At 66.6% G+C, this 25,786-nt stretch carries 22 protein-coding genes; 9 read left to right on the forward strand and 13 right to left on the reverse strand.

The features are described from left to right. Positions 1-47 precede the first annotated feature (47 nt). The 9 genes from gatB to L1F31_RS12680 form a co-directional block, all read right to left on the reverse strand. Entirely contained in the window at positions 48-1,529 is a 1,482-nt protein-coding gene (gene gatB, locus L1F31_RS12640; RefSeq protein WP_265417634.1) for an Asp-tRNA(Asn)/Glu-tRNA(Gln) amidotransferase subunit GatB, read from the reverse strand. Then, positions 1,526-3,028 (reverse strand): Asp-tRNA(Asn)/Glu-tRNA(Gln) amidotransferase subunit GatA, encoded by a 1,503-nt coding sequence (gatA, locus tag L1F31_RS12645; RefSeq protein ID WP_265417635.1) that lies wholly within the window; start codon positions 3,026-3,028, stop codon positions 1,526-1,528. Before gatA ends, gatB begins: the two co-directional genes overlap by 4 nt. Before the next feature lies 1 nt (position 3,029). After that, positions 3,030-3,335, reverse strand: coding sequence for an Asp-tRNA(Asn)/Glu-tRNA(Gln) amidotransferase subunit GatC (gene gatC, locus L1F31_RS12650; RefSeq protein ID WP_265417636.1), 306 nt, complete (start codon positions 3,333-3,335; stop codon positions 3,030-3,032). Between the two features lie 156 nt (positions 3,336-3,491). Continuing rightward, entirely contained in the window at positions 3,492-4,004 is a 513-nt protein-coding gene (locus L1F31_RS12655; protein ID WP_265417637.1) for a hypothetical protein, read from the reverse strand. A gap of 221 nt (positions 4,005-4,225) precedes the next feature. Then, a complete protein-coding gene (gene ligA / locus L1F31_RS12660; protein ID WP_265417638.1) occupies positions 4,226-6,394 on the reverse strand; it encodes an NAD-dependent DNA ligase LigA in 2,169 nt (722 codons plus the stop codon). Beyond that, the gene (locus L1F31_RS12665) at positions 6,391-7,527 is read right to left on the reverse strand and encodes a uroporphyrinogen decarboxylase/cobalamine-independent methonine synthase family protein (RefSeq protein WP_265417639.1); all 1,137 of its coding nucleotides are present in this window, start codon (positions 7,525-7,527) and stop codon (positions 6,391-6,393) included. Before L1F31_RS12665 ends, ligA begins: the two co-directional genes overlap by 4 nt. Further along, complete coding sequence (locus L1F31_RS12670; protein ID WP_265417640.1) at positions 7,493-9,607, reverse strand: S9 family peptidase; 2,115 nt, start codon at positions 9,605-9,607, stop codon at positions 7,493-7,495. The genes L1F31_RS12665 and L1F31_RS12670 overlap by 35 nt, the downstream gene beginning before the upstream one ends. Positions 9,608-9,667: 60 nt before the next feature. Next, positions 9,668-10,888, reverse strand: coding sequence for a tRNA 2-thiouridine(34) synthase MnmA (gene mnmA, locus L1F31_RS12675; RefSeq protein ID WP_265417641.1), 1,221 nt, complete (start codon positions 10,886-10,888; stop codon positions 9,668-9,670). Beyond that, positions 10,885-12,096 carry a cysteine desulfurase family protein gene (locus L1F31_RS12680; RefSeq protein ID WP_265417642.1) on the reverse strand — a complete coding sequence of 404 codons (1,212 nt, stop codon included), beginning with the start codon at positions 12,094-12,096 and terminating at the stop codon, positions 10,885-10,887. The genes mnmA and L1F31_RS12680 overlap by 4 nt, the downstream gene beginning before the upstream one ends. Positions 12,097-12,210: 114 nt before the next feature. Between L1F31_RS12680 and L1F31_RS12685 the strand changes: the two genes are divergently transcribed. Together L1F31_RS12685 and L1F31_RS12690 are read left to right on the forward strand one after the other, a co-directional pair. Next, positions 12,211-12,561, forward strand: a complete 351-nt coding sequence (locus L1F31_RS12685; protein ID WP_265417643.1) for a hypothetical protein — start codon at positions 12,211-12,213, stop codon at positions 12,559-12,561. A 38-nt stretch (positions 12,562-12,599) separates the two neighbouring features. Further along, the gene (locus L1F31_RS12690) at positions 12,600-12,992 is read left to right on the forward strand and encodes a hypothetical protein (protein ID WP_265420437.1); all 393 of its coding nucleotides are present in this window, start codon (positions 12,600-12,602) and stop codon (positions 12,990-12,992) included. 64 nt (positions 12,993-13,056) lie between these two features. On the opposite strand, the gene L1F31_RS12695 is transcribed toward L1F31_RS12690, so the two are convergent. The 3 genes from L1F31_RS12695 to L1F31_RS12705 form a co-directional block, all read right to left on the reverse strand. Further along, the gene (locus L1F31_RS12695; RefSeq protein WP_265417644.1) at positions 13,057-14,625 is read right to left on the reverse strand and encodes a hypothetical protein; all 1,569 of its coding nucleotides are present in this window, start codon (positions 14,623-14,625) and stop codon (positions 13,057-13,059) included. A 167-nt stretch (positions 14,626-14,792) separates the two neighbouring features. Beyond that, positions 14,793-15,779: a tetratricopeptide repeat protein gene (locus tag L1F31_RS12700; protein ID WP_265420438.1), complete on the reverse strand. Its 987-nt coding sequence runs from the start codon at positions 15,777-15,779 to the stop codon at positions 14,793-14,795. 146 nt (positions 15,780-15,925) lie between these two features. Next, the gene (locus L1F31_RS12705) at positions 15,926-17,545 is read right to left on the reverse strand and encodes a DUF8094 domain-containing protein (RefSeq protein ID WP_265417645.1); all 1,620 of its coding nucleotides are present in this window, start codon (positions 17,543-17,545) and stop codon (positions 15,926-15,928) included. Between the two features lie 216 nt (positions 17,546-17,761). Between L1F31_RS12705 and orn the strand changes: the two genes are divergently transcribed. From orn to L1F31_RS12720, 3 genes are all read left to right on the forward strand, one after another. Then, on the forward strand, positions 17,762-18,346 hold the full coding sequence (orn, locus tag L1F31_RS12710) for an oligoribonuclease (RefSeq protein ID WP_429860969.1): 585 nt from the start codon (positions 17,762-17,764) through the stop codon (positions 18,344-18,346). Positions 18,347-18,501: 155 nt separating this feature from the next. Further along, positions 18,502-18,873 (forward strand): ArsR/SmtB family transcription factor, encoded by a 372-nt coding sequence (locus L1F31_RS12715; protein ID WP_265417647.1) that lies wholly within the window; start codon positions 18,502-18,504, stop codon positions 18,871-18,873. Continuing rightward, positions 18,870-20,534, forward strand: coding sequence for a SulP family inorganic anion transporter (locus L1F31_RS12720; protein ID WP_265417648.1), 1,665 nt, complete (start codon positions 18,870-18,872; stop codon positions 20,532-20,534). The genes L1F31_RS12715 and L1F31_RS12720 overlap by 4 nt, the downstream gene beginning before the upstream one ends. 24 nt (positions 20,535-20,558) lie before the next feature. Here L1F31_RS12720 and L1F31_RS12725 read toward each other — a convergent pair whose 3' ends face one another. Beyond that, positions 20,559-21,479, reverse strand: coding sequence for an SCO6745 family protein (locus L1F31_RS12725; RefSeq protein WP_265417649.1), 921 nt, complete (start codon positions 21,477-21,479; stop codon positions 20,559-20,561). A 289-nt stretch (positions 21,480-21,768) separates the two neighbouring features. Here L1F31_RS12725 and L1F31_RS12730 point away from each other — a divergent pair, with 289 nt between their 5' ends. Genes L1F31_RS12730 through L1F31_RS12745 form a run of 4 tightly spaced genes read left to right on the forward strand, consistent with a single transcriptional unit; the run spans position 21,769 to position 25,737 of the window. Then, positions 21,769-22,764: a (Fe-S)-binding protein gene (locus tag L1F31_RS12730; protein WP_265417650.1), complete on the forward strand. Its 996-nt coding sequence runs from the start codon at positions 21,769-21,771 to the stop codon at positions 22,762-22,764. Continuing rightward, entirely contained in the window at positions 22,761-24,284 is a 1,524-nt protein-coding gene (locus L1F31_RS12735; RefSeq protein WP_265417651.1) for a LutB/LldF family L-lactate oxidation iron-sulfur protein, read from the forward strand. Before L1F31_RS12730 ends, L1F31_RS12735 begins: the two co-directional genes overlap by 4 nt. Beyond that, a complete protein-coding gene (locus L1F31_RS12740) occupies positions 24,281-25,000 on the forward strand; it encodes a LutC/YkgG family protein (protein ID WP_265417652.1) in 720 nt (239 codons plus the stop codon). The genes L1F31_RS12735 and L1F31_RS12740 overlap by 4 nt, the downstream gene beginning before the upstream one ends. Next, positions 25,000-25,737, forward strand: a complete 738-nt coding sequence (locus L1F31_RS12745; RefSeq protein WP_265417653.1) for an LmeA family phospholipid-binding protein — start codon at positions 25,000-25,002, stop codon at positions 25,735-25,737. The genes L1F31_RS12740 and L1F31_RS12745 overlap by 1 nt, the downstream gene beginning before the upstream one ends. Positions 25,738-25,786: the final 49 nt, after the last annotated feature.

The raw sequence follows: 25,786 nt of genomic DNA on the forward strand, positions 1-25,786 counted from the left end.
CCCGGGTCGGGCGCGCTGTCGGACGCGGCCCGATGACCTGACCGGCCTCAGCCGTTGATCTTGGCGAGGATGAGGTCCTTGGCCTTTCCGGCATCGGCCTGACCACGGGTGGCCTTCATGATCGGACCCATGAGCGCTCCGATGGCCTGCATCTTTCCGCCCTTGATCTTCTCGACCACATCGGGGTTGGCCGCGATGGCCTCTTCGACTGCGGCTTCGAGCGCACCGGTGTCCTCGACGATCTCGAGATCGCGGGCCTTCATCACCTCAGCGGGCTCGCCCTCACCGGCGACGACTCCGGAGAGCACATCCTTGGCCAGCTTGTCGTTGAGTCTGCCCGCCTTGATGAGTTCGACGAGCCCGGCCACCTGAGCCGGGGTGACGATCTCGGTGGGGTGCTTCTCCTCCTGGTTGGCCAGGCGGGCGACCTCACCGGTCCACCATTTGCGTGCCTGCGCAGGCTTCGCACCGGCGGTGACGGTGTCCTCGATGGCCTCGAGGAGGCCGGCGTTGACGATGTCGCGCATCTCGAGGTCGCTGAACTTCCATTCCGCGAGCAGCCGCCTGCGCTTCTGCGCCGGCAGCTCGGGCAGGGTCGCCCGCAGCTCCTCGACCCAGTCGCGGCTGGGCTGGAGCGGAACGAGATCCGGCTCCGGGAAGTAGCGGTAGTCATCGGCATCGGACTTCGGACGTCCCGAGGAGGTCTCACCGGTCTCCTCGTGGAAGTGCCGGGTCTCCTGGACGACCTTCTCACCGGCTTCGAGCAGGGTCGCCTGGCGCGCGATCTCGAAGCGCACAGCGCGTTCGATCGAGCGGAAGGAGTTGACGTTCTTCGTCTCCGTGCGCGTACCCAGCGGTGCCTCGGGGCTCTCGCGCAGCGAGACATTGACATCGGCACGGACGTTGCCCTGCTCCATGCGGGCTTCGGAGACGTCGAGGGCGCGGAAGATGTCCCTCAGCGTACGCACATAGGCGGCGGCCACCTCGGCGGCCCTCTCCCTTGTCCCGGTGATCGGGTGGGTGACGATCTCGACGAGGGGAACACCGGCGCGGTTGTAGTCGACGAGCGAATGATCAGCACCCTGGATGCGGCCGGTGGCCCCGCCCACGTGCGTGTTCTTGCCCGCGTCCTCTTCCATGTGGGCGCGTTCGACCGGGACGGTGAAGATGGTGCCGTCCTCGAGTTCGACCTCGACCTGACCCTCCGAGGCGATGGGCTCATCGGACTGGCTGGTCTGGAAATCCTTGGGCACGTCCGGGTAGAAGTAGTTCTTCCGGGCGAACCGGCAGGTCTCGGCGATCTCGCAGCCGAGCGCCAGACCGATCTTGATCGCGTACTCCACACCTTTCTCGTTGACCACGGGAAGGGACCCGGGCAGGCCGAGTGACGTGGGGGTCACGTTCGTGTTCGGTCCCCCGCCGAAGCTGTTGGGGGCGGCGTCGAACATCTTGGTCGCGGTGCCGAGTTCGACATGGACCTCGATGCCGATGACCGGATCGTATTTATTGATCGCGTCTTCGTATTTCACTTGGCTTCCAGTCCTTCCGCGAGGGTGTCGAGCACGCGTCCGCCGGCGGATTCGAGTGCGGCTTCGAGCGGTCCGGCCACCTCGTAGAGCTTGATGTCTTCGCGGGCCGGGGCGAGGATCTGGAACCCGACGGGCAGACCGTCGGCCAGTCCTGCCGGCAGCGACAGACCGGGGATGCCGGCGAGGTTCGCCGGGATCGTCGCGACGTCGCCCAGGTACAGGGCCATCGGATCCGCGGCCTTCTCCGCACCGAACTTCAGCGCGGTCGTCGGGGCCGTCGGGGACACGAGGACGTCGCACGCGGCGAAGGCCTCGGCGAAGTCGTTCTGCACGAGCGTGCGGATCTTCTGCGCCGAGCCGTAGTAGGCGTCGTAGTATCCGGCGGACAGGGCGTAGGTGCCGAGGATGATGCGGCGTTTGACCTCATCACCGAAACCGGCGGCGCGGGTGGCAGACATGACTGTCTCGGCGGTGACGGGTCCCGATTCGGGTTCGACCCGCAGGCCGTAGCGCATGCCGTCGTAGCGGGCGAGGTTCGAGGACACCTCGGAGGGCATGATGAGGTAGTAGGCGTCGAGTGCGTAGGAGATCGCCGGGCAGTCGACTTCGACGATCTCGGCACCGGCGGCTGCTGCGGCCTCGAGGGCTGCGGTGAACGCGGTGCGGACTCCGTCCTGGTAGCCCTCACCGGCCAGCTGCTTGATGACGCCGAGCTTCTTGCCCTTGAGCTCGCTGGTCTGTGCGGCATCGAGGAATCCGCCGACAGGGTCGGGCAGCGAGGTCGAGTCGAGCGGATCGTGACCGGCGAGCAGTTCGTGCAGGGCCGCGGCGTCGGCGACCGAGCGGCCCATCGGGCCGACCTGGTCGAGGCTCGAGGCCATGGCGATGATGCCGAAGCGCGAGATCGACCCGTAGGTCGGCTTCACTCCGACGGTGCCGGTGAACGCGGCGGGCTGGCGGACGGAACCGCCGGTGTCGGTGCCCACGGACAGCGGGGCCTGGAATCCGGCGAGTGCGGCTGCCGCACCTCCGGAGGAACCACCGGGAACGTGGTCGAGGTTCCATGGGTTGCGGGTGTCGCCGAAGGCCGAGTGCTCGGTCGTCGATCCCATTGCGAATTCGTCGAGGTTGGTCTTCCCGAGCACCGGCAGTCCTGCGGCCCTGACCTTGTTGTGCACCGTCGACTCATACGGCGGCACCCAGTTCTCGAGCATCTTCGAACCGGCGGTGGTGCGCACACCTTCGGTGACGATGAGGTCCTTGAGCGCGACCGGCACACCGGCGAGCGCATGCACGTCCTCACCGGCGGCGCGCTTGGCGTCGACGACCTTCGCGGTCTCGAGCGCGAGCTCGTCGGTGACGGTGATGAAGGAGTTGAAGTCATCCTCGGTGGCGGCGATGCGGTCGAGGTGCGCCTGCGTGACCTCGACGGAGGAGAACTCGCCGGACTTCAGTCCTGCCGCGAGTTCGAGTGCGCTCTTGTTCGTCATTTCGGCCATCTCATTCCTCCCCGAGGATCTGCGGGACGAGGAACTTGTCATCGGCTGCGGCCGGAGCCGAGGCCAGGGCCTGCTCGCTGGTCAGCGTCTCACCGACGACGTCGGGGCGCATGACGTTCGTCAGCGGGATCGGGTGGCTGGTCGCGGGCACGTCGTCACCGGCCACTTCGTTGATCCTGGCGACGTTTCCCAGAATTGTGCTCAGGTCACCGGCGAGCGATTTCAGCTCGTCCTCGCTCATGGCGATCCGAGACAGTGCAGCCAGATGCTCCACCTGTTCGGGGGTGATTGCGGAAGACTCCGTCATTCCCTGCCTTTCATCGTCGTTAACACTCGCATCCCAGTCTAGTCTCTTCACCGGACGCGGTTTCGTGGGCGTGATGTGACCCTCCCCGGAACTACCCGACGGCGCCCCAGCAACCTGGCGCGAGGTTGCTGGGGCGCCGTCGGGTAGTAATGGGGGTCAGGCGGAGAGGCGTTCGGGCCAGGTGCGGTCGCCGTGGATGTAGCCGGCGATATCGGCGAGGACCCTGTCGGCATCGGCTTGGGCGAATTCACCGGCAGCGACTCCGGCCTGCAGGTCAGCGGCGAGTTCGGTGACGCGGGCGTGGGCGTCGGATGCCGTGGCCGCGACGAGTTCGGTGCCGGCGGAGGCGATGCTGGCTGAGTCGGTGCCAACTGAGTCGGTGCCGGCTGAGGAGGTGCCGGCTGAGTCGGTGCCGGTGGCTTCCGAGTCATCGACGATGGTGCCCTCGATGACTTCATGCGAGGCGCTTCCGACGGCCGACTCCTCGGTGCGGGCGACCGGCGGTGTGTTCGTGCGCAGGGAAGTCAGGGCAGGCTGAGCGTTGCGTTTCGTCGACTGCGGCCCCGGGTTGAGCACCAGGTCGGCCAGTCCTGCCGTCACCGGAACCGCCGTCAGTGCCGCGGCGACGACCACGCAGGTACCGGCGAGGAGTCGGGGAATCCATCTCATGTCACATACTCTTCCATTCGAAGCTGTCTCTGAGCTTGGCTGAGTCTGTACCCCGACTTCGAGTTCGGTCACGAATGAGTACACAGCCACACCATGGAACCTCCCCCGCCGAGGATGTATTCCCTCCGTGTGCCCGGTGCAGCGGGCACGGCTGGCAGTTCAGAGCCGGGACCTCGGCGAGCCGCACGCTCAGACCTGCGGACTCAGTGATCAGTCCGTGTTCAGTCGAGGCTTCCCGTCTCCAACAGGACCCTGAACTGGTCCTCATCGAGCACCGGCACGCCCAGTGATTCGGCCTTCTCCAGCTTCGATCCGGCGTTCTCACCGGCGACGACGTAATCGGTCTTCTTCGACACAGAGCCCGCCGCTTTGCCTCCGGCGCCGAGGATCGCCTCCTTGATCCCGTCGCGGGTGAAAGTGCTCAGCGATCCTGTGGCCACGATCGTCAGCCCCTCGAGAGTCTGCGCACCCGTCTCGACTTCCTCGTCCTCCATCCGTACGCCGGCGGCCGCCCAGGTGTCGACGATCTCGTTGTGCCAGTCGACGTCGAACCAGTCGCGCAGGCTCTTTGCGATCGTCGGCCCGATGCCTTCGACATCCGAGAGCTCCTCTTCGCCGGCCTCACGGATGGCCTGAAGCGTACGGAACTTCGCGGCCAGAGTCCGCGCCGCCGTCGGTCCGACGTGACGGATCGACAGGGCCAGGAGCACCCGCCACAGATCCTGGTCCTTGGCCTTCTCCAGTTCGTCGAAGAGCTTCTTCGTGTTCGCGCTCGGAGCGCTCGGCTTCTTCGCGGTCCCGCGCGTATAGAAGTAGGGCACGAGCTCCCGCTCCCCGGTTGCCACGCCCTTGACCTTCTTGTCCCGCCAGATCTTCACATCCGCGAGAGCTTCCGGGGTGAGGTCGAAGAGGAAGGCCTCCGAGGTCAGCGGTGGCGTCTCGGGCTCGGCCGGGGCCGTGAGTGCGATTGCGGCCTCTTCACCGAGAGCCTCGATGTCGAAGGCGGCTCGGGAGGCGAGATAGAAGATGCGGTTGGCCAGCTGTGCCGGGCACGACCGCGAGTTCGGGCACCGCAGATCCTTATCGCCTTCCTTCTGCTCCCCGAGTTCGGTCCCGCACGACGGGCAGTGGGTGGGCATGACGAATTCGTGTTCGGACCCGTCACGTTGGGCCACGACCGGTCCGAGCACCTCGGGGATGACGTCGCCGGCCTTGCGCAGGGTGACGGTGTCGCCGATGAGCACACCCTTGCGTTTGACCTCGTAGCCGTTGTGCAGGGTCGCCCGCTCCACGGTCGATCCGGCCACGGTCACCGGCTCCATCACGGCGAAGGGGGTCACTCGTCCGGTCCGGCCGACCTGCACCTGGATGTCGATCAGCTTCGTCGTGACCTCCTCGGGCGGATACTTGAAGGCCGTCGCCCACCGCGGCGCACGGGAGGTGTAGCCGAGAGTCTCCTGCACGGCGATGTCGTCGATCTTGATGACGATGCCGTCGATCTCATGCGTCACGTCGTGTCGGTGCTCGCCGTAGTGGGCGATGAAGTCTTCGATCTCGTCGACGGTGTCGAGGACCTTGAAGTAGTCGCTGATCGGCAGACCCCAGGACCGGAACTGTTCGTAGACCTCGGACTGGTGGGCCGGTTCCGGGTGCGAATCATCAGCCGGGGTCCACACCGCGATGCCGTGGACGAGCATGTGCAGGGGCCGGCGTGCGGTGACTGCCGGGTCCTTCTGCCGCAGGGAGCCTGCCGCAGAGTTCCGCGGGTTCGCAAACGGCGCCTTGCCCTCGGCGACGAGGGAGGCGTTGAGTTCGGCGAACTCCTCGACGGGGAAGAACACCTCACCGCGGATCTCCACCTCGGCCGGCGGGTGCTCCGTATCGAGGTGGTGCGGGATATCGGAGATGGTGCGCACGTTCGCGGTGATGTCCTCACCGATGCGCCCGTCTCCGCGGGTCGCGGCCCGGACCAGTTCGCCGTTTCGGTAGAGCAGATTGACGGCGAGTCCGTCGATCTTCAGTTCGCAGAGGAACTTCGACTTCGCCGAGGTGGCTGACCGGACCCGTTCATACCAAGCCCGCAGTTCGTCATAGTCGAAGACGTTGTCAAGGCTGTACATCGGCCCGATGTGTTCGACCGGGTCGAAGGTCGAGGTGTCGACGACACCGCCGACCGTCTGCGTCGGTGAGGAGTCCGTGACGAGTTCGGGAAACTTCGCCTCGAGGTCTTCGAGCCGGTGGACGAGCTCGTCGTATTCGGCATCGGAGACGAGCAGGGAGTCCTGGTAGTAGGCGGCCCGCAGCTCCTCGATCCTCTCGGTCAGCTGTGCGTGGGCCTGTAAGCGGGTGGACGCATCCGAGAGATCTGCGTTCTCCGGTGTCGTGGTCATTCGATCTCCTCAAGAGCGCGCCGCAGACCGGCGGCGATGGTCATGGTTCCTCGGTTGTGCTCGGGGCTCAGTTCGTGCTTCTCATCAAGCAGCGGGGGGTGGGAAAGCGGCAGTTCGGGCCCTGCGATGATTCCGATGTCGCGCAGACTCGCCGCCCCCATGCCGATGCGCGACCAGGGGGTGCGGATGCGATCGACCCAGTGATTGACCGCATCCGGACGAGTTCCGGCATCGGAGGGCAGGTGGAACCAGACGCCGAGCCCCGCCTCGGCGAGGATGGCTGCCTGCTCCCAATTCTGTGCCTTCAGGCTAGCCCACGGCACGGACACGGCGTGTGCTCCGGTGCGTTGGACCGCCTCGACGGCGGGGATCGCCTTGCCCTGCAGGTGCAGGGGGTCGAGGTTCGGCAGGGCGAGCACCGTGGGCGGCAGGTGGCGCAGCGTCGATTCGAGCGCTGCCCACACCTGGGTTTCGCTGATCGCGGGCAGGCTCGCCCACCCGGACACGGTCGGCCACGTGCCGGTGAGGACCGGGGTCAGCCGGGATTCGACGAGGCGGACGGTCGGCTGCATGCCCAGGCCCGCGATGCGGTCGGTGAAGGCGGCGATGCCGAAGGCGTAGGCCTGGACGACATCGCGGCGGGCGCCGTGGTCGCCGAGCACGCGGGCGCCGGAGCTCAGGCTCAGCGCGGTCACGAGCGTCCACGGCCCGGGCAGGCTGATCTGGACCTGTCCGGGACGGGACTGACCGTATTCCGCGATCGCGTCGAAGGCCTCGACCAAGGCCGAGTCCTCGAGTCGTTCGTCCTTGCCCGCCGAGGCAGTCAGCCGCCATCCGTAGGAGGTGCGGTCGACGTGGAGGTCGGTGAGCAGGCCGACGGCGCGGCCGATGGCGTCGGCACCCCACCGGCCCTCGGATGCGTGCGCGGTGAGCGGGACGGGCGGCAGCTGGTCGGCGAGGATGTCGAACCCGGCGGCAGCTGCTTCGCGGACAGGACTCGTGGCGATATAGCTCCGGTGCGGATCCCGGGCCCCGGGCAGCCAGATGCCTGTGGTCGTGGCGGCGGGCAGAACTGTCGTGGGCGCATCGGGGGCGGGTTCAGTGGCCGCGCGGGATTCCGAAGACGTCGACATAGAATCCGAACTCGCTTTCCAGGGAATCGATGATGGTCTCGGCGCGGACGAAGCCGTGGGATTCGCCCTTGTACAGACGGTAAATGTACTCCACTCCGGCCAGTTCGAGTGTATCGACGAATTCCTGGGCCTGTGAGGGCGGGACGATCGGGTCGCGGTCGCCCTGCATCACTGCCACGGGCACACTGATATCGGTGACGCGGCGGATCGGCGAACGGTGGATGTAGGCGTCCTGCGCTTCGGGCCAGGGGCCGACGAGGCCGTCGATGTAGTGGGATTCGAAGTCGTGGGTGTCGACGACGAAGCGCATGAGGTCGGTGACGCCGAAGTACGAGGTGCCGCAGGCGAAGATCTCCGTCTCTGCGAGCGCGGAGAGCACCGTCCAGCCTCCCGAGGATGCTCCGGAGATCGCGATGCGCTGCGGGTCCGCGAGACCTGCGGCGAGGAGCCCTTCGACGGCGGCGACGGTGTCAGCGACATCGACGATCCCCCACTGTCCGCGCAGTCGGTTGCGCCAGGACCGGCCGAATCCGGTCGAGCCGCCGTAGTTGACCTCGAGGACGCCGATGCCCTGGGAGGTGAAGAAGCTTGTGCGCGCCGACATCTCCGGGGTCGCCTGTCCTGTGGGTCCGCCGTGGATCGAGACGACATAGGGCGGGAGTTCGTCGACCGGGGCGGCGAAGCGGGGATTGTGCGGCGGGTGGATGACGACGGGCACTCCCCCGAACTCGGTCACCTGCGGCATGGAGTAGTACCCCTGGTGAGCGTCGAGGCGTTCGTGGGCGATCTCGGTGAACAGTCCGGTCACCCGGTTCACGGCATAGAGGATGCCGGGCCGCCTCGTCGACTTCGCCGTGAGCAGCAGGTGGGTGCGGCCGAGGTCGAGCATCTCCATCGTGCCGAACGTCTCCCCCGTCGTGTCGATCGGCTCCCAGGACGACGATGAATCGGCAGACCCCTGTGCATCGGCAGAGCTCAGTGCATTATCGGAGTTCGGTGCATCGGCAGAGCCCGGTGCTTCGACAGAACTCGGTGCATCGTCGGTGGGTCGGCAGCGCACGAGCGTGGCCGTCGCCGACTGCGTATGCGCCCACACCTCACCTGACTCGTGGAAGTGCCATCGGGCACCCAGCTGCCACAGAGCCCCGCCGATCTCGGCTCCGGTGTCGAGCACGGTTCGGAGCCGGTCTGTCCCCAGCTCCTCGGCAGCCGGAGCGTGGCTCGGGGCTGTTGTGAGGCGGCGCGGCGCGACGGGGTCGAAGTCGAGGCCGTAGAGCGCCCAGTGCCTTCGATGGTCGGAGAGGACGTGGAGAGACGAGTCCGAGGTGAACTCGGGTTGGAGGAGGGAGATTCCCCCATCGACGGGGCCGGGCAGCGTGGGCGGGGCCTGTCGCGGGCGTTCGATCGGATCGCCCCTGAGCACGGCGATGGCCGGGGCGGCAGGAGTGCGCACATCGACCAGCCACAGATTCGTACCGTCCCACGGCATGTTCGGGTGCTCCCAGCCGATGAAGGCCAGTGTGCTGCCATCCGGTGACAGGCGGGGCCAGGCCATGAAATGCGAGAGGGTGGACAGCACGTTCGTCGTCCCGTGCTTGGTCAGCAGCACGATCGCGCGCTGCCGGCGGGTGGATCGGCAGTCCTCACGCACGCACAGCAGACCCCACGGGGTCATGTGCAGATCGCCGTAGCGGATGCGGCCCGACGTGTCCGGCGTCAGCGCATGCGGTGCCCGACCGGGAATGATCTGCCACACCCGCTGATCGGCGGCATTGACGAAATAGATGACCTCGCTGTCGGGGTCCAGCGCCCAGGCCCCTCCCCCGTATTCGTGGACGGCGGAGCGGATGTTGAAACCGGTCGGCAGAATCTGCTCACGCGCACTGGGACGCGACAGTGAGGTGCGGACGAGTCCGGTGCGTGCCTTCTCGGAGGGGATCTTCGTCGAATAGAAGATCTCGTCGCCGCGGAACGCAGCATCGAAGATCGGAGCGGCACCGGCGGCGACCTCGGCGGCGGTGAGGGGCGACGACCACGTTCCATACGGTGCCGTGACGACGTCCTGGGGACTTTCCTTCATACCACCACAGTATCGCCCGGGACGGCCGCGCCTGAGGAGGTCCGCAGCGAACCAGCCGGCTCAGGCCTCAGCGAGCACTGCCTCCGGGGCCGGGGTGACACGATCCTTCGCCGTGGCGTCGATGGTCGCCTGCCCGAGCACGCGAGTGCCGCGGTAGATGACCATGGTCTGCCCGGGAGCCACGCCCGAGAGCTCCTCATCGACGTCGACGTGCATGAGCTGCCCGGCCGGGCGGGCCGCGGGCACCTCGACCTCGTCGATGACGGGATTGGCTTCGTGTTCGGGCGCCTCGGCGACGAATTCGCCGAGCCATGCACGGGCCGGCACCGGATCGGCATGGGCCCGGATCTGGACCTCACAGTCGATACCGGTCTCCGGTGTCTGCCCCATGTCCGAAGGGGCGGCACCCGCCCAGGAGGTGCGGATGCCCGTCAGGTGGGAGACGGCGAGATCGGCACGCGACCCCACGGTGACGGTGTTCGTCGCCGGGTCGAGGCCCGTGACGAAGCGGGGCTTGCCGTCGGCTGCCGGCTTCTCGATGCCCAGGCCCTTGCGCTGACCGATCGTGTACGTCATCGCTCCGTCGTGCTCACCGAGGACCTCGCCCTCGGAGTCCTTGATGAGGCCGGGACGCATCGGGATCTTATCGGCCAGCCACGCCTTCGTGTCCCCGTCGGGGATGAAGCAGATGTCGTAGGAGTCGGGCTTGTTCGCCACGGAGAATCCGCGCTCAGCCGCCTCGGCGCGCACTTCGGCCTTCGATGCGGTGGCACCGATCGGGAAGTAGCAGTGCTCGAGCTGGTCGGAGGTGAGGACACCGAGGACGTATGACTGGTCCTTGGCCAGGTCCTCACCGCGGTGCAGCTCGGGCCGGCCTTCGTCGTCGCGGAGCACCTCGGCGTAGTGGCCGGTGGCGATGGCGTCGAAGCCGAGTGCCAGCGCGCGGTCGAGGAGGGCGGCGAACTTGATGCGCTCATTGCAGCGCATGCACGGGTTCGGGGTGCGGCCGGCAGCGTATTCGGCGATGAAGTCATCGACGATGTCTTCCTTGAACCGTTCGGAGAAGTCCCACACGTAGAAGGGGATGTCGAGCATCCCGGCCACCCGGTGGGCGTCGCGGGAGTCTTCGATCGTGCAGCAGCCGCGCGATCCGGTGCGCAGGGTGCCGGGCATTCGGGACAGGGCTAAGTGGACGCCGACGACTTCGTGTCCGGCGTCGACGGCGCGAGCGGCTGCGACGGAGGAATCGACTCCGCCTGACATGGCGACGAGTACTCTCATGATGCTCCTTGCATCCATCGGGGTGTTGCCGAAACCATCCCGGCTCGGCGTGCCTGGTCGACGACCTCGGGCAGGGCCGCGAGCAGGGCATCGACATCGTCCTCGGTCGTATCGTGACCGAGGGTGAAACGTTGAGTGGTCCGGGCCGCGTCCTCGGTCAGTCCGCAGGCCAGCAGCACATGCGAGGGACGTGAGACCCCTGCCGAGCAGGCCGAACCCGTCGAGGTGGCCAGGCCTCGGGCGTCGAGGCCGAACAACAGCGAGTCCCCCTCGCACCCGGTGAAGGTGAAGTGCGCATTGGCCGGCAGCCGGTCGGCTCCGCGCGGGCCGGACAGCACGGCACCGTCGATGCTCGATTCGATGCCGGCGATGAGGCGGTCGCGGAGTGCGGACAGTCGTGCCGCTCGTGCTTCGAGGTCTCCCGTGACGAGGTCGACGGCGGCTGCGAAGGCGACCGCCCCGGCGACGTCGAGGGTTCCCGAGCGCACACCGCGTTCCTGTCCTCCGCCGTGGAGGATGGCCGTCGGGGTGGCGGAGCGGTCGAGCAGGAGGGCGCCGATGCCGACGGGTCCGCCGATCTTGTGCGCGGTGATCGTCATCGCGGTGGCCTTGAAGGCGGCGAAGTCGAGCGGGATCTGTCCGAGTGCCTGGACGGCGTCGATGTGGAAGGGGATGCCGAGTTCGGCGGCGACCTCACCGATCTCGCGGATCGGCTGCAGGGTGCCGATCTCGTTGTTCGCGGCCATGATGCTGATGAGCGCGGTGCGCTCGGGATCCCGGCGCAGTTCAGCGACGGCCGCATCGAGGTCGAGTCGTCCGGTCTCATCGACGTCGAGGTAGACCGCCTCGGCGCCGAGGCTCTCCAACCACTCCACGGTCTCGAGGATCGCCGGATGTTCGATCGTGGACGTGAGCACGCGAGGACGGATGGGGGCGGTGAATGTGGAGTTGTTGCGGGAGAGGTAGAGGCCCTTGAGTGCGAAATTGTCCGCCTCGGTGCCTCCCGAAGTGAAGATCACCTCCGACGAGGTGGCTGCGCCGACCGCGCGGGCGATGTCCTCACGTGCTTCTTCGATGCGCATCCGAGCCGCCTGTCCGACGGCGTGCAGGGCCGAAGGATTGGCACGCCTGGCCAGTTCCTTCGTGTACACCTCGAGCACCTCGGCGGGCATCGGCGAGGTGGCTGCGTGATCGAGATAGATGGGCACCCTGCAATTTTAGGGGGTGAGCCACGCTACGGCTAGGATCCGTGCGGCATCTCACCCGCCGTCGGAGCACACGGGGGCACAGGTCGGGCCGCGAGGCCGACTAAACTGTGTCGGGTGTTCACCGTTTTCACCATCGTCCTCTATGCCGTCACGGGCATCCTGACCGTGTGGTCGATCGTCGAGACCATCCGTAACCGACCGGCGGGCAAGGCTCTGTTGGCCGGTGCTGCGTTCCTGCTTCTGCTGCTCATCGTGCAGCTGATCCTCTCGATCGCCACCTTCGGCTCCACGCATGACGTCGACCCGCTGCTCTACTTCGGCTACATCATCACCGCGATCCTCGTCATGGCGCTGGCCGGGTTCTGGGCGTTCGCGGAACTGAGCCGCTGGGGGCCGGGAGTGCTGGCAGCGGCAGGGCTGACGGTGGTCGTGATGATCGAGAGATTGGACCAGATTTGGCAGTGACCAAACGCAGGACAAGCGACCGCTCCCCCTTTTCGGCGATGCACAGCGGGCCCGGGCGGGCGCTGACCGCCGTCTACGGGATCTTCGCGCTCTCGGCCACGGCCAGGGCCGGCTACCAGCTCATCCGCGAATTCGATGTCGCCCCGATCGCGTACTCGCTCTCGGCCTTCGCCGCGGTCGTCTACATCCTCGCCACGATCTGCCTGGTCATCGGCAACCGCGTCTCGCACCGGATCGCGCTGAGCGCCTGCACGATCGAGTTCGTCGGCGTCATCGTCGTCGGCATCCTCAGCCACACCCATCCCGAGGACTTCGCGAAGCCCTCGGTGTGGTCGAACTTCGGCAGCGGCTACGGGTTCATCCCGCTCATCCTGCCGATCATCGGCCTGTGGTGGCTGCTGCGCGTCGGCCGTCGCGCGAACCGCGGCTGAAAGTCGGCCGCCGCGCGAACCGGGACTGAGCCGCGGGTCCCGACACGCGGCAGCCGGAGCCGAATCACTCCACGCGGGAGGACAGCACGTTCCAGTCGGTGGCGACGGCCGTGACCTCGTCCCCGGTCTGCATGAGCACGTAGGGGTGGGCGGTCTCGACCTTGACGGTGTCGCCGTCCTTGTCGTTGGTCTTCACAGCTTCGACGGTGTCGCCGAGGTCGAGCGCGTAGTCGGTGGGAACCTTGATCGTCAGCGTGCAGCGGACCTCGCCCATGCCGATCGCGCCGTGCTCCGTGCTCAGCGTCATGTCCTCGAAGGAGAGATCCTCGTACGGCTTGCAGTCGACGTCGACCTTGTCGAATCCGGAGTCCTTGTCCCGCAGACCGCCGAGGTAGTCGCGGAATCCCTTGAAACCGCCCTCCTTGAGACCGTCGGGGGCACCGTCCTTGCCCTTGCCGTCGACGAGGTAGGACGCAACGTCATCGGCCGAGCTCGTCATCTCCTTGTCGAAGTCCTTCGGCCCCGGTTCGACTGCTCCCTGCCCGTCGGCCATGAGCGTGGGCATCTGGTCGGTCGGAATATAGGACGCTGAACGCACGAGCGGATCGGTCGACGCCGATTCCCGCGTCACGAGCATCACCTGCGTCAGCGGTTTGTCGCCGTCGGTGGACTTCTTGTCTGTGGTGCCGAAGGCGTAGAACCACATCGGGTACTTCGAGAAGCTGGGGCTGCCGGCGACCACCTCGGTGAAGTTCGGCGCACGCAGCTTCTGCTTGGCTTTGTCCGCGATCTGGATCTGCGCACGTGTGTGGTCGATGAGCGGTGCCGCCTGGATCTTGTCGAGGTCGGTGCCCTTGTCACCGAGCGTCTTGTCCAGCGACTCGGTGTAGTTCGTCATGAATGTCCCGGCTTCACCGGCACGCAGCGCGGGGCGTTCGTACGGGGTGATGTCGGGGTTGCTGGGCTTGGCGATCGGCATGCTCGCGCACCCGCTGAGCACCATCCCGGTGCCGATCAGTCCGGCGGTGACGGCCGTGAATGACCTGCGGTTCCGCAGATCCCGTCGCCGAGGCGGTGCTCCCGTCGCCGTGTCCGGCTGCACGGTCGAGATCGGCTGAGTCGCAGGACCGGGCTCGCCGTTCGGCTCCGAGTCGCCGCGGCCGTCGTGGTTCTTCTTCGGCGGGCGGATGCGCTGCTGCCACCAGCTGATGAAGAAGAACAGTGAGAGTCCGGCCAGCAGGATTCCGCCGGCGATGCCGAGCAGACTGAGTCCGAGCACACCCTTCACCGGCATCTCCATGCTCACCGTCGTTCCCTCCAGAGTGTCATCGGGGTTCGCCGGGGCGATGACGAGGACCTGCGGTTCTGCATCGAGATCGAACGTCTTCGCGACCGTCTTCCCCGTGTCCTTGCTGATCCACCAGTCGCGATCGGCGATATCGGCCTCGGGCTTCGCATCCCCCGGAATGTACCGGTGATCGGTGGCTTTGGGGAACGACACATCACTGATCTGCTCCTGGGCCACACCGTCGAGGTAGCTGTCGGTGTCGACCCCGTTGGCGGTGCCGACGAACAGCTCCGTGCCGTTCGCATTCTTCGCCGTCACGGTCACGCTCGAGCCCGAATAGGGCACGATCGCCTCGTCGAGGACGACGGCATAGGCACCGTCATTGACCTTGAAGGTCGGGGTCTCGGTGATTTCGTCGGTGCCGACGACCGAGAGCGCGGAGATGACCAGTCCGGCCAGCGTGAGAGCCGCTACGCCGAAGAGGATGGCAGTGATGAGTCGAATTCGCTGGATCAGAACAATGCCCTCATGAGTGCGGTCCGTGCCTTGGTCACGGCTGGGTCGTCGGCTCCGAGGACCTCGAAGAGCTCGAGGACGCGCAGGCGCAGGGATTCCTTCTCATCGCCGGCGGTGGTGCGGATGAGATTGATGAGTCGAGTGAATGCGCCCGCGGCATTGCCGCTGACGACTTCGGCGTCTGCCGCGGCCTTCGCGGCCTCGATGTCGGACGGGTTCGCATCGGCGGCGGCGATGAGCTGCGTCGGCTCCTGGTCGATGAGGCGACGGCCCAGACCTGCACGGGCGAGTCCGAACTTCGCCTCCTCGTCGGCAGGTGAGGACGCGAGAGCTGCTTTGAACAGGTTCTCCGCGGTGTCGAAGTCCCCCTTCGCCAGGGCCTCTTCGGCCTCCGGGTGGGCGGGACCTGCCGGTTCGGGCTCGGCACCGCCTGCGGTCGCGTAGCCGGTGACGCCGTTCTCCCCGGCGAGCTTGAGCAGCTCATCGAAGTAGGCCTTGACCTGCGGTTCGGGCAGGCCTCCCTGGAACAGCGGCACAGGCTGCCCCTTGACGAGGGCGACGACCGTGGGGATCGACTGCACACCGAAGGCCTGCTGCAGACGCGGGTTCGCATCGACATCGACCTTCGCCAGCACCAGGCGCCCACCGTATTCCGGCACGACGCGTTCGAGGATCGGGGAGAGCTGTTTGCACGGCTCGCACCATTCGGCCCACAGGTCGATGACGACAGGCACACGGTCGGAGATCGCGACGAGGCCGTTGAAGCTCGCCTCATCGACGTCGAAGACCAGAGACGGGACGGCGACCGCGTTCGGGTCCTGGGCCCCTGCAGCACCGGCGGGACCGGCCGGTCCGCCGGCACCTGCAGGTGCCTGTCCCGGCTGTCCCTGCTGGCCGGTCTGCTCGTGGGGCAGGTTCTTGCTGCGCACGGCAGACAGGTCGAGGCCCTGATTCTGCTGTGCGCGCTCCTGCGAGGGATCCATTGACACGTGGTCTCCTTTGTGACGCGATCGGTGAGAGCCGCTGCTGCCGCCCCGCACCTGGTCCATGCTTATCCAACAGAAGGTATCAACACCGGGGTGCCTGCGGCTATTTCCTCACCGGAGACGCAGCGGTGCCGAACCGGTGATCAGCCCTGCTCCGCCCCGGCGAGCGTCTCGAGGCCGCCGATGAGCTTGACCTTGCCGTCCTTGGGTACGAGGAAGGTGAGCACCTGGGTGGTCTTCGTCGTCACCGGGCTCTTGGTCGACGAGGCGCCCAGCAGCTCCTTCTGCGGTGAGGACAGGGTCAGGGTGCCCGTGCGGCCGTCCTTCGACTCGGGGCTGATGGTCGATTCGGCGTTGATGACACCGGTGACGATGGCGGCGTCTCCGGCGGTGTCCTGAGCGACGAGTTCCTTGCCCGGGGTGTATTTGTACTTCACCTCGGCCTTGCCGGATTCGGCACTGGCCTTCTGCTCCTTCTGATTCTTCCAGATCGACTTCGAGAATTCGTCGGCGTCGAACTTCTTCGCTTCCTTCGAATCCTCTCCGTTGCCGAGTGCCTTCGCATAGTCGGCGACGGCCTTCTCCGGAGTGGTGGCGAAGCCCTTGGCACCGGGTTCGAGCATCTTCGCGCCCTGCCGGGAATCGGGCAGTTCGGGCAGCTTCGTACCTGCGGTCAGCTGGGTCTGCGACCACAGCTTGTAATCGCTGCGCGGATCTTCCTGGGTGAGGACGAGCAGCTGCGAATTTCCTCCGGCAGAAGTGATCAGGCTCGTCACCCGCGGCCAGGCATCGGTGGCGGCCGTGTAGTTCGCAACGATCTCCTCGGTGGCCACAGCCGGAGGCATCTTCTGATCCTCGACGTCCTTCTTCACCTTGTACAGATCTTCGCGCTGCTTCAGCGCGGGACCGGCGGCACGTTCGGCCAGGGCCTTCTTATCGGTCTTCTTGTCCGCGTTCTTGACGTCGTCGGCCACCGCGTCGAGGATCCGCTTGGCCTGATCATCGGTAACGCCCGCGGCCGCCGAGGATGGGGCCTCGGAGGGTTCGGGCTTCGGCAGCTCTTCGGGTCCGCAAGCGCTGAGTGCCAGCACGGGGACGATGGCGAAGGCGGTGCCGTATTCGGCGAGCTTGCGGCGACGCTCCTGCCGCGCTTTGCGACGGTTGGCTTCCTTCTTCGACCGGTTCGCACCGAGGAAGAGCAGCACGAGACCGCCGAGGAAGACGACTCCGCCGATGATCATCAGCGGCAGCGCCCACGGGGTCTCGGCATGGTTGGGCCAGGTCAGGGTCACGGATTCGACCGCTCCTGCCTCACCGTCGCCGGCGATGAGGAAGCCGGTGCGGTTGGCGTCGTCGTTCCATTCCAACTCCACCGAATCGGTGCCGGTGACTTCGGACTGCCACAGGTCGGCACCGGCCGGATCAGGCACCTTGCCTTCGCCGTCTGTGGCCTTGGTCGTGAGCTTGCCGCCCTCGGCAAGGCCGGTGACACGGTCGTAGGCGGACTGGCCGGCCCAGGCTTCGACGTTCTCGATCGGGGCCTGGGCGATCGTGAGGTCACCGCTGCCCTTGGCCGTGAGAGTGGCCGGAGTGTCGTAGAGGTTGAGCATTCCGGGGTCGACGATGACCGCCGGTTTGTCGGCGTCGATCTGCGCGGTGGCAGTGATCGTATCCTCCGGCGCCCACAGGGTCTTCTGCAGGATGCCGAGGCCACCGACGACGACACCCACCACCATGAGAATCACAGCGAATGTGTAACGCACGTGCGTACCTTCCCTCAGCCGAGCAAAATGGCACCCCTGGTTCGGGGACTCTCCAAGTTTAAGTCACCGACCCGACATCCCCATTGTGCGCACGTTCAGTGTGTGTCGACGTTCACATTCGCACGCGGGAAGAGCCACCCCGAAATGCCCCGTTCGCGGCGTGTGCCCTAAGCTGGGCAGGTGAGCAACGACAGAATAGTGTGGATCGACTGCGAAATGACCGGCCTCGACGAAGTCCGGGATGAACTCATCGAGGTGGCCGCGATCGTCACCGACTTCGAGCTCAACCCCCTCGACGACGGCATCGACATCGTCATCAGACCCTCTGCCGAGGCACGGGCGAACATGAACGAATTCGTCACGAACATGCACACCACGTCCGGTCTGATCACCGAACTCGATGCGGGCACCACCGCCGCCGAGGCGCAGGCGAAGGTCCTCGAGTACGTGAAGAAGCACGTCCCCGAGTCCGGCAAGGCACCGCTGGGCGGCAATTCCGTGGGCACCGACAAGGTGTTCCTCACGAAGCAGATGCCCGAGCTCATCGAGCACCTGCACTACCGCATCATCGACGTCTCCTCGATCAAGGAACTGAGCAAGCAGTGGTTCCCCCGCGCCTACTTCCAGGCCCCCGCCAAGCACGGCGGGCACCGCGCGCTCGGAGACATCATCGATTCGATCATCGAGCTCCAGTACTACCGGAAGGCCGTGTTCTCCGCAGAGGGGCCGAGCTCCGATGAGGCGAAGTCCATCGCCGCCGAGGTGGCCGAGAACTACCCGAAGCAGACCGACGAGAGCTGACCGCCGCCTTCCCAGGCGATCGTGAGGGCAGCGATCGTGAGCAGAGCCCGGTTCCGCAGTTGCGGGACCGGGCTTTTCACTGCCCGAGACTCCCACTGACTGCCTCATGAGACTCTGAACCGGCGTCCTCGACCTCTCGGTATGATGGTTTCATCATGCCATTGAATCAGTCTCAGACGCCCCTGTACGAGGTCAAGGCGAACCTCTTCAAAGGCCTCGCTCATCCTTTTCGCATCCGCATCCTCGAACTCCTCTCCGGCAATGACGAGGTCAGTGTGGCCGATCTGCAGAACGAGACCGGACTCGAAGCCTCACACCTGTCTCAGCACCTCGCGGTCCTCCGCCGGCACCGCCTCGTCGAGTCCGAACGCCGGGCCAGTCATGTCTACTACCGACTGGCCGACCGACGCACCGCCGAACTGCTCGCGGTGGCCAGGGGCCTGCTGCTGAACATGCTCGAAGACGACGAGCAGCGCCTCGCCGAGGCCCGCTCCCTGCCCCGGATCCCCGGGACGGACACTGCATGAACGCCACTCCCCTGACTCGCCATGCGCGGTCGCTGCTGCCCTCTCCCGCCGACTACCGTGAGACCCGGCGGTCCTGGCCGAAGGATCTGCTCGCCGGCGCCACCGTCGGCATCGTCGCCCTGCCCTTGGCATTGGGCTTCGGTGTCAGTTCGGGCCTGACCGCCGAACAGGGCCTCATCACCGCGATCATCGCGGGTTTCCTCGCCGCCGTCTTCGGCGGTTCGCACCTGCAGGTCTCCGGCCCCACGGGAGCCATGGCGGTCGTGCTCGTGCCCATCGTCGCCAGCCACGGGGCCGATGCGGTCATCGCGGTCACCCTCGTCGCCGGCATCATCGTCGCTCTCGCCGGTCTGCTGCGACTGGGCCGCAGCGTGTCGTTCATCCCCTGGCCGGTGATCGAAGGCTTCACCGTGGGCATCGCGGCCATCATCTTCCTTCAGCAGGTGCCGTTCGTGACGACTCCCGCCGATCTCGCTCCCGGTGAAGTGAGCACGAACGCCTTCGTCGCCGCGGTGCAGCTCGTGTCCTCGGCCGCCTGGTCGTATCTGCCGTATTCCCTGACCGCCGTGGCGATCGTGGCCGTGTGCATGATCATCGCGCCGAAGATCCACCATGCGATCCCCGGTTCGCTCATCGGCATCATCGTCGTCACCGTCCTCGCCGGACTCGTCCCGAATCCGCTGGCGACCATCAGCGCCATCCCGCAGTCCCTGCCGGCTCCGAGCCTGCCGAGCCTCGACCTCACTGCCCTGCCCAGCCTGCTTCCGGCTGCCGGGACGATCGCGGCGCTGGCGGCGATCGAATCGCTGCTCTCGGCCAGGGTCGCCTCGTCGATGTCGGATGCCGGCGCGTACCAGCCCGACCGTGAACTCGTCGGTCAGGGCATCGCGTCGATCGGGTCATCGCTCTTCGGCGGCATCCCCGCCACCGGCGCCATCGCCCGCACCTCGGTGAATATCCGCGCGGGAGCACGCACCCGACTGGCCTCCATCGTCCATGCCTTCGTGCTGCTGCTCATCGTGCTCGTCGCGGCAGCCCCGGTCAGCCAGATCCCGCTCGCAGCCCTCGGCGGCGTCCTCTTCGTCACCGCAGTGCGGATGATCAATGTCGGCACGATGCGATCGATCCTGGCCTCGACGAAGTCCGATGCCGCAGGATTCGTCATCACCGCGCTCATCACGGTCTCCTTCGATCTCATCGTGGCTGTGGGAATCGGTGTCATCGTGGCCGCATACTTCGCTCTGCGCAAGCTCTCGGCGACGACGACCGTGAGCATCGAACGCCTCTCAGAGTCCGACGATGCCCAGGCCGGCGATGAGTCGATTGCGATCGTCGCCTTCCGGGGACCGCTGTTCTTCGCCTCCGCCGATCGGATCTTCGATGAGGTCATGGCCCTCGACGGCGTGAGCGTGGTCGTGCTGCGGATGTCTCAGCTCGAACTCGTCGACGCCACCGGAGCCCATATCCTCGCCGATATCGTCACAGGGTTCGAACGCCGCGGTAAGACGGTGCTCATCAAGGGCGTCAAGGACGGGCATGCGGGTCTGTTTCGGCAGGTCGGGGTGTTGCGAGCCCTGCGTCACCAAGCGCATCTCTTCGACGATCTGCCCTCGGCGATCGCCCATGCCCGCTCCCATGTGGAGCGGGCGCGGGCGAGCTGAGGTGGAGCAGGCGCGGCGGCAGAGTCAGCCGGCCTTCTTCTCCGGTCGCGCGAAGATGTTCGCAGGGAATGCCCCGGATTGGGCGATGACTTTGATGATGGTGCGGCTCGGTGAGAGCAGCGCTTCGATCTGATCATCATCGAGCACGGACCAGGCAGCGGTCACGGTGCCGTCGGTGAGCTGCTCGACCTGCTCCTTGAGCTCACGTCCCGCCTCGGTGATGACGGGAAGGTCAAAGCCGCGATCGTCGGTCTCCACGGTGATCAGCCCCGCCTCGGCGAGCTTGGCCTGCGCGGACTGCCATTCCTCATCGGTGTAGCCGCGGGTCTTCTGCGCCGCTCGGGGACGGAATCCGGCGCCGGTCGCGACATCGAGCATGAGCGCGTCGATGCCGGGAACACCGGCGGTCACGAGCGAGGCGACGTGACCGTCGCCGCGGAACTCGCGCGCCACGGTCGCCACATCCCACAGCGCCTCGAACGCGGTGCTCGGCTCGTGAGCGCCGATGACATCGGCGGTGGCCGCCGACAGTGTCCGCCCGGCGAAGTCCATGGCCGCGAGCACGGGGGCGAGCGCCTCCGACACCTGCGTGGCCGCCTCGGTGAGCAGAGCGATGTCATCACGGTCGCCGAAGAGCTCGGCCATGAACGCGCTCACCGCGTCGAAGCGGGCCTGAACCATCTGCTCCGGAGTGACCGTGTCCCACAGGCGGGGAAGCATCTCGGCGATGAAGTTCGGGGAGTAGTTGTAGTACGCGGCGGACACGACCCCGGGGTTCACCCGGCCCAGCGGCGCGGAGCGGGCGGCCATATTGCCTTCGACGCCGGGTTCGAGTCCCTGTTTCGCGTAGACGGCGCCGACGGTCTGCGAGAAGTAGATCGACGAGTGGAATGAGTTGATTCGGGCGGAGACCGCTCGGATGTTCTGTGTGCGCTGGGATTCCATATCGTCATCCTAGGGTGGGCGACGTCCCAGGTAAATGGGTGTCAGCGGGCCGCCTCGGTGTCGGAATTTAGCGCAGACGGATGCGACGTAAATCGCTGCGCCACCGGTGCGAGCGGAGTCGTTCCGCATCGATTCGGCACCCGGCCGCGCCGCGACAGCGCAGGTGTTTGCGCTGTCGCGGCGCGGTGCTACGGTCAGAGCACGGAGTGACAAGGACCGTTTCCGACCTCGCTCGGTCGGAGTGCGATCCTGGCTGCCGCAACCGCATATCGTCCGGCTTGGAGGTCAGATGAGGATCGCACTGTTCGCCACCTGCATCGTCGATGCGATGTATCCCGAGGTTGCACAGGCAACCGTGCGGGTGCTCCGTCGCCTCGGCCACGAGGTCATCTTCCCCGAAGGCCAGTCCTGCTGCGGGCAGATGCACATCAACTCCGGAAAATTCGCGCAGGCCGAACCGGTCATCGCCAACCACGTCCGGGCCTTCACCGACACCGAATGGGACGTCGCGGTCGCCCCCTCCGCCTCCTGCGTGGCCTCCCTGGGACACCAGCAGCCGATGGTCGCGAGGAGGATGGGCAACGACGTCCTGGCCTCGGAAGCCGCCGACGTTGCCGACCGCACCTATGAGCTCACCCAGTTCCTCACCGACGTCCAGGGCGTGACGGATGCCGCAGCCGACCTCGGTTCGTACTTCCCGCACCGCGTGACCTACCACCCCTCATGCCACGGAATGCGACTGCTGCGCCTCGGCGACCGGCAGTCCTCCCTCGTCCGGTCCGTCGAGGGCATCGACTTCGTCGAACTGCCCCTGGCCGATTCGTGCTGCGGGTTCGGCGGCACCTTCTCCGTGAAGAACCCGGAGGTGTCCTCGGCGATGCTCGCGGACAAGGTGCGCACCATCCAGGCCACGAACGCCGACGTCTGCACCGGCGGCGACGCCTCCTGCCTGCTGCACATCGGCGGCGGGATCTCCCGCTTCGAACGCACCGGCAGCTTCGACGGTGCCCCGGACGTCACCGCCGTCCACGTCAAGGAGACGAGCTCGACCGACGCTCAGGGACACACGACTGAGAAGCTGACGACCGTCGTCGGCGCCGACGACGACCACCACCTGACGCCCGGCGAACAGGGCACCTCACCGGTGGAGCCGAGCCGATCCCAGTCCGGGTTCCGCGTCGGTCAGGCCGCGGTGCATCTGGCCCGGATCCTCGCCTCGACGAAGGAGGACCCGCTGCGGGTGCCGAGTGAAGGAGCCGAAGTGAGCGGAGGGAGCCTGCGATGACGTTTCTGGGAATGCCGCTGCTGCCGTCGAAGCGACGCAGCGACCTGCCGGGCGGGCAGGGCAATCTCATCGAAGCCGAAGCCTTCCCGGAGGCTTCGCATCAGCACCTGTCGAATCAGCAGCTGCGCAACAACATCGGTCATGCGACCTCGACGATCCGGGAGAAGCGCGCCGAGGTGGTCTCCGAACTCGACGACTGGGAGGCACTCCGCGACGCCGGTGAGGCCACGAAGAACGAGGTGATGGAGAACCTGCCCGAGTACCTCGCGCAGTTCGAGGAGGCGTTCACCGCCGCCGGCGGCATCATCCACTGGGCCCGGGACGCCGACGAGGCCAACGCCATCGTCACCGAACTCGTCGAGGACAATGCTCCTGTGCTCGAGTCCGGTCGCCGGGAGGTCATCAAGGTCAAGTCGATGGCCACACAGGAGATCGGCCTCAACGAACACCTGGAGACGCAGGGCATCGACGCTTTCGAAACCGACCTGGCAGAGCTCATCGTCCAGCTCGGTGAGGACAAGCCCAGCCACATCCTCGTCCCCGCCATCCACCGCAACCGGGATGAGATCCGTGAGATCTTCATGGACAAGATGCCCGATGCCGGTGAGCTGACGAACGAACCGGCGGTACTGGCCGAGGCGGCGCGCAAACATCTGCGCCACAAGTTCCTCACCACGAAGGTCGCGATCTCCGGAGCGAACTTCGGCATCGCGGAGACCGGCACTCTCGGCGTCGTCGAATCCGAGGGCAACGGCCGCATGTGCCTGACCCTGCCGGAGACGCTCATCACCGTCATGGGCATCGAGAAGCTGCTGCCGAAGTTCGCCGATCTCGAAGTGTTCATGCAGCTGCTGCCGCGGTCGTCCACGGGTGAGCGGATGAACCCCTACACCTCGTTCTGGACCGGCCGGTCCGAAGGCGACGGGCCGCAGAACGTCCACCTCGTCCTCCTCGACAACGGTCGCACCCGGGCACTTGCCGATGAGCACGGGCGCACCGCACTCAACTGCATCCGCTGCTCGGCGTGCATGAACGTGTGCCCCGTCTACGAACGCACCGGTGGGCACGCCTACGGGTCGACCTATCCGGGACCGATCGGCGCGATCCTCTCCCCGCTGCTCACCGGCGTCGAAGAGCAGGGCAACGGTTCCCTGCCGTACGCCTCCAGCCTGTGCGGAGCCTGCTACGACGTGTGCCCGGTGAAGATCAATATCCCTGAGATCCTCGTCCACCTGCGCAACGAGGATGTCAAAGCCAACCACTCCCCCGTGTCCTCCCAGCTCGATGCCGCCCTCACCGGTGCGTCATGGATGATGGGAGACGGCAAGCGGATGACCGCAGCCGAGAAGGGTCTGCCCCTGGCGCACAAGGTCACCGGCGGTGAGCAGATCAACTCTCTGCCCGGCATCGCCGGCGCCTGGACGTCGAGCCGTGACATCCCGGCCCTGCCGGAGAAGAGCTTCCGGCAGCAGTGGGCCGAAGAGGAAGCGGATCGCCGCGAAGAGGAAGGCGAGAAATGACCGACACCGCCCGCGAGGAGATCCTCGCCCGCATCAATGAGGCTCTCGGTCGCCGCGGCGGCGGAGAGTACGTGTCCTCGACGCCGCGCAGCTCCGCACCGGCCAACGGTCCCGGGGCAGCGAACGGTGCTGACACCGCTTCGGCGGAGGTGACCGCCACCGCTGCCGATTCCGGTTACCACCATGAGGGCACGCACACGGGCGAGGACCTCGTCGAGCTCCTCATCGACCGCCTCGTCGACTACAAGGCCAACGTCCACCGCGCCTCCGGCGATCCCAGCGAGACGATCGCACAGCTGATCGGGGCGCATGATTCGGTCGTCGTGCCCACCGGCCTCGACTCCTCCTGGCTGGCCGGTTTCTCCGGCGGGATCCGCGTCGATGCCCCGGGCGAGGAACTCAGCGTCGACGATCTCGACGCTCAGGGTGGAGTGGTGACCGCCTCGGCGGTGGCGATCGCGCAGACGGGCACCATCGTCCTCGACGGATCAGATGAGTGCGGACGCCGGGCGATCACCCTTGTGCCCGACCACCATGTGTGCGTCGTGCGCACCCGCGACATCGTCGACATCGTGCCCGAAGGGATCGCCCGCCTCGACGCCCACGCGCCCCTGACCTTCATCTCCGGTCCGTCGGCGACGAGCGACATCGAACTCAGCAGGGTCGAGGGAGTGCACGGTCCGCGCACCCTCGACGTCATCATCCTCAGCGACTGATGACCACGGCCAGGACCCTCGAATACCCTCAGCCTGACAACGGTCGACCGCCGCGGCGGCGCCGGAGGACGACGTTCATCGTCTCGGCGATCGTCATCGTCCTCACCCTCATCATCGGAGCGATCGCGGCCGATCGGATCGTCGACTATACGACCGAGCAGCGCATTGCGCAGGGCCTGACGGACTACGGTGAGGCCGACGTCTCGGTCGAAGGCTTCCCCGTGCTCACCCAGATGGCCGCCGGGAAACTGAATGAAGTGCATATCACCGCTGATGAGGCCACCTATGAGGGCGTCGACTTCACGAATGTCGACGCGAAGCTCTTCGACGTCCCGACCGACACGACGCATCCCATCGGCACCGTCGATGCCACCGCGGTCCTCCCCCACTCCACTCTCGACGAGCTCGCCGCCGAGCACGCGAACCTGCCGGAGGGGATGACGTTCACGACCGTCGACGGTGAGCTCTTCCTCAAAGGCTCGATGCTCGGCCAGGATCTGCTCATCGGCATCGATCCGAAGGCCGAGGGCAGACGGGCAGTCGTCGATGCAACGACGATCCGCCTCGGCTCGGCGGAGATCCCCGTCGACCGTCTGCCCGGGTTCCTCACCTCGGCGATCTCCGATATCGTCATCGACCTCGACTTCCTGCCCGCCGGACTCGAACTCACCGATATCACCGCCACCGAGGCGGGGCTCAAGGTCCGCCTCCACGGATCCGGGGTCACGCTGGAGTAGACGGACAGGGCCGCCTCGGCGACGCCTTATCGACTGCACGGACGTCCCG

The sequence above is a fragment of the Brevibacterium spongiae genome (assembly GCF_026168515.1).
GTDB lineage: Bacteria > Actinomycetota > Actinomycetes > Actinomycetales > Brevibacteriaceae > Brevibacterium > Brevibacterium spongiae.

Coding starts and splice junctions, on each gene's coding strand:
- orn (WP_429860969.1), top strand. CDS start 17,762: ATGACCGGCCTCGACGAAGTCCGGGATGAACTCATCGAGGTGGCCGCG.
- gatC (WP_265417636.1), bottom strand. CDS start 3,335: ATGACGGAGTCTTCCGCAATCACCCCCGAACAGGTGGAGCATCTGGCT.
- L1F31_RS12730 (WP_265417650.1), top strand. CDS start 21,769: ATGAGGATCGCACTGTTCGCCACCTGCATCGTCGATGCGATGTATCCC.
- L1F31_RS12715 (WP_265417647.1), top strand. CDS start 18,502: ATGCCATTGAATCAGTCTCAGACGCCCCTGTACGAGGTCAAGGCGAAC.
- ligA (WP_265417638.1), bottom strand. CDS start 6,394: ATGACCACGACACCGGAGAACGCAGATCTCTCGGATGCGTCCACCCGC.
- L1F31_RS12735 (WP_265417651.1), top strand. CDS start 22,761: ATGACGTTTCTGGGAATGCCGCTGCTGCCGTCGAAGCGACGCAGCGAC.
- L1F31_RS12720 (WP_265417648.1), top strand. CDS start 18,870: ATGAACGCCACTCCCCTGACTCGCCATGCGCGGTCGCTGCTGCCCTCT.
- L1F31_RS12700 (WP_265420438.1), bottom strand. CDS start 15,779: ATGGATCCCTCGCAGGAGCGCGCACAGCAGAATCAGGGCCTCGACCTG.
- L1F31_RS12745 (WP_265417653.1), top strand. CDS start 25,000: ATGACCACGGCCAGGACCCTCGAATACCCTCAGCCTGACAACGGTCGA.
- L1F31_RS12665 (WP_265417639.1), bottom strand. CDS start 7,527: ATGTCGACGTCTTCGGAATCCCGCGCGGCCACTGAACCCGCCCCCGAT.
- L1F31_RS12655 (WP_265417637.1), bottom strand. CDS start 4,004: ATGAGATGGATTCCCCGACTCCTCGCCGGTACCTGCGTGGTCGTCGCC.
- L1F31_RS12725 (WP_265417649.1), bottom strand. CDS start 21,479: ATGGAATCCCAGCGCACACAGAACATCCGAGCGGTCTCCGCCCGAATC.
- gatA (WP_265417635.1), bottom strand. CDS start 3,028: ATGGCCGAAATGACGAACAAGAGCGCACTCGAACTCGCGGCAGGACTG.
- L1F31_RS12740 (WP_265417652.1), top strand. CDS start 24,281: ATGACCGACACCGCCCGCGAGGAGATCCTCGCCCGCATCAATGAGGCT.
- L1F31_RS12690 (WP_265420437.1), top strand. CDS start 12,600: ATGCACAGCGGGCCCGGGCGGGCGCTGACCGCCGTCTACGGGATCTTC.
- mnmA (WP_265417641.1), bottom strand. CDS start 10,888: ATGAGAGTACTCGTCGCCATGTCAGGCGGAGTCGATTCCTCCGTCGCA.
- L1F31_RS12670 (WP_265417640.1), bottom strand. CDS start 9,607: ATGAAGGAAAGTCCCCAGGACGTCGTCACGGCACCGTATGGAACGTGG.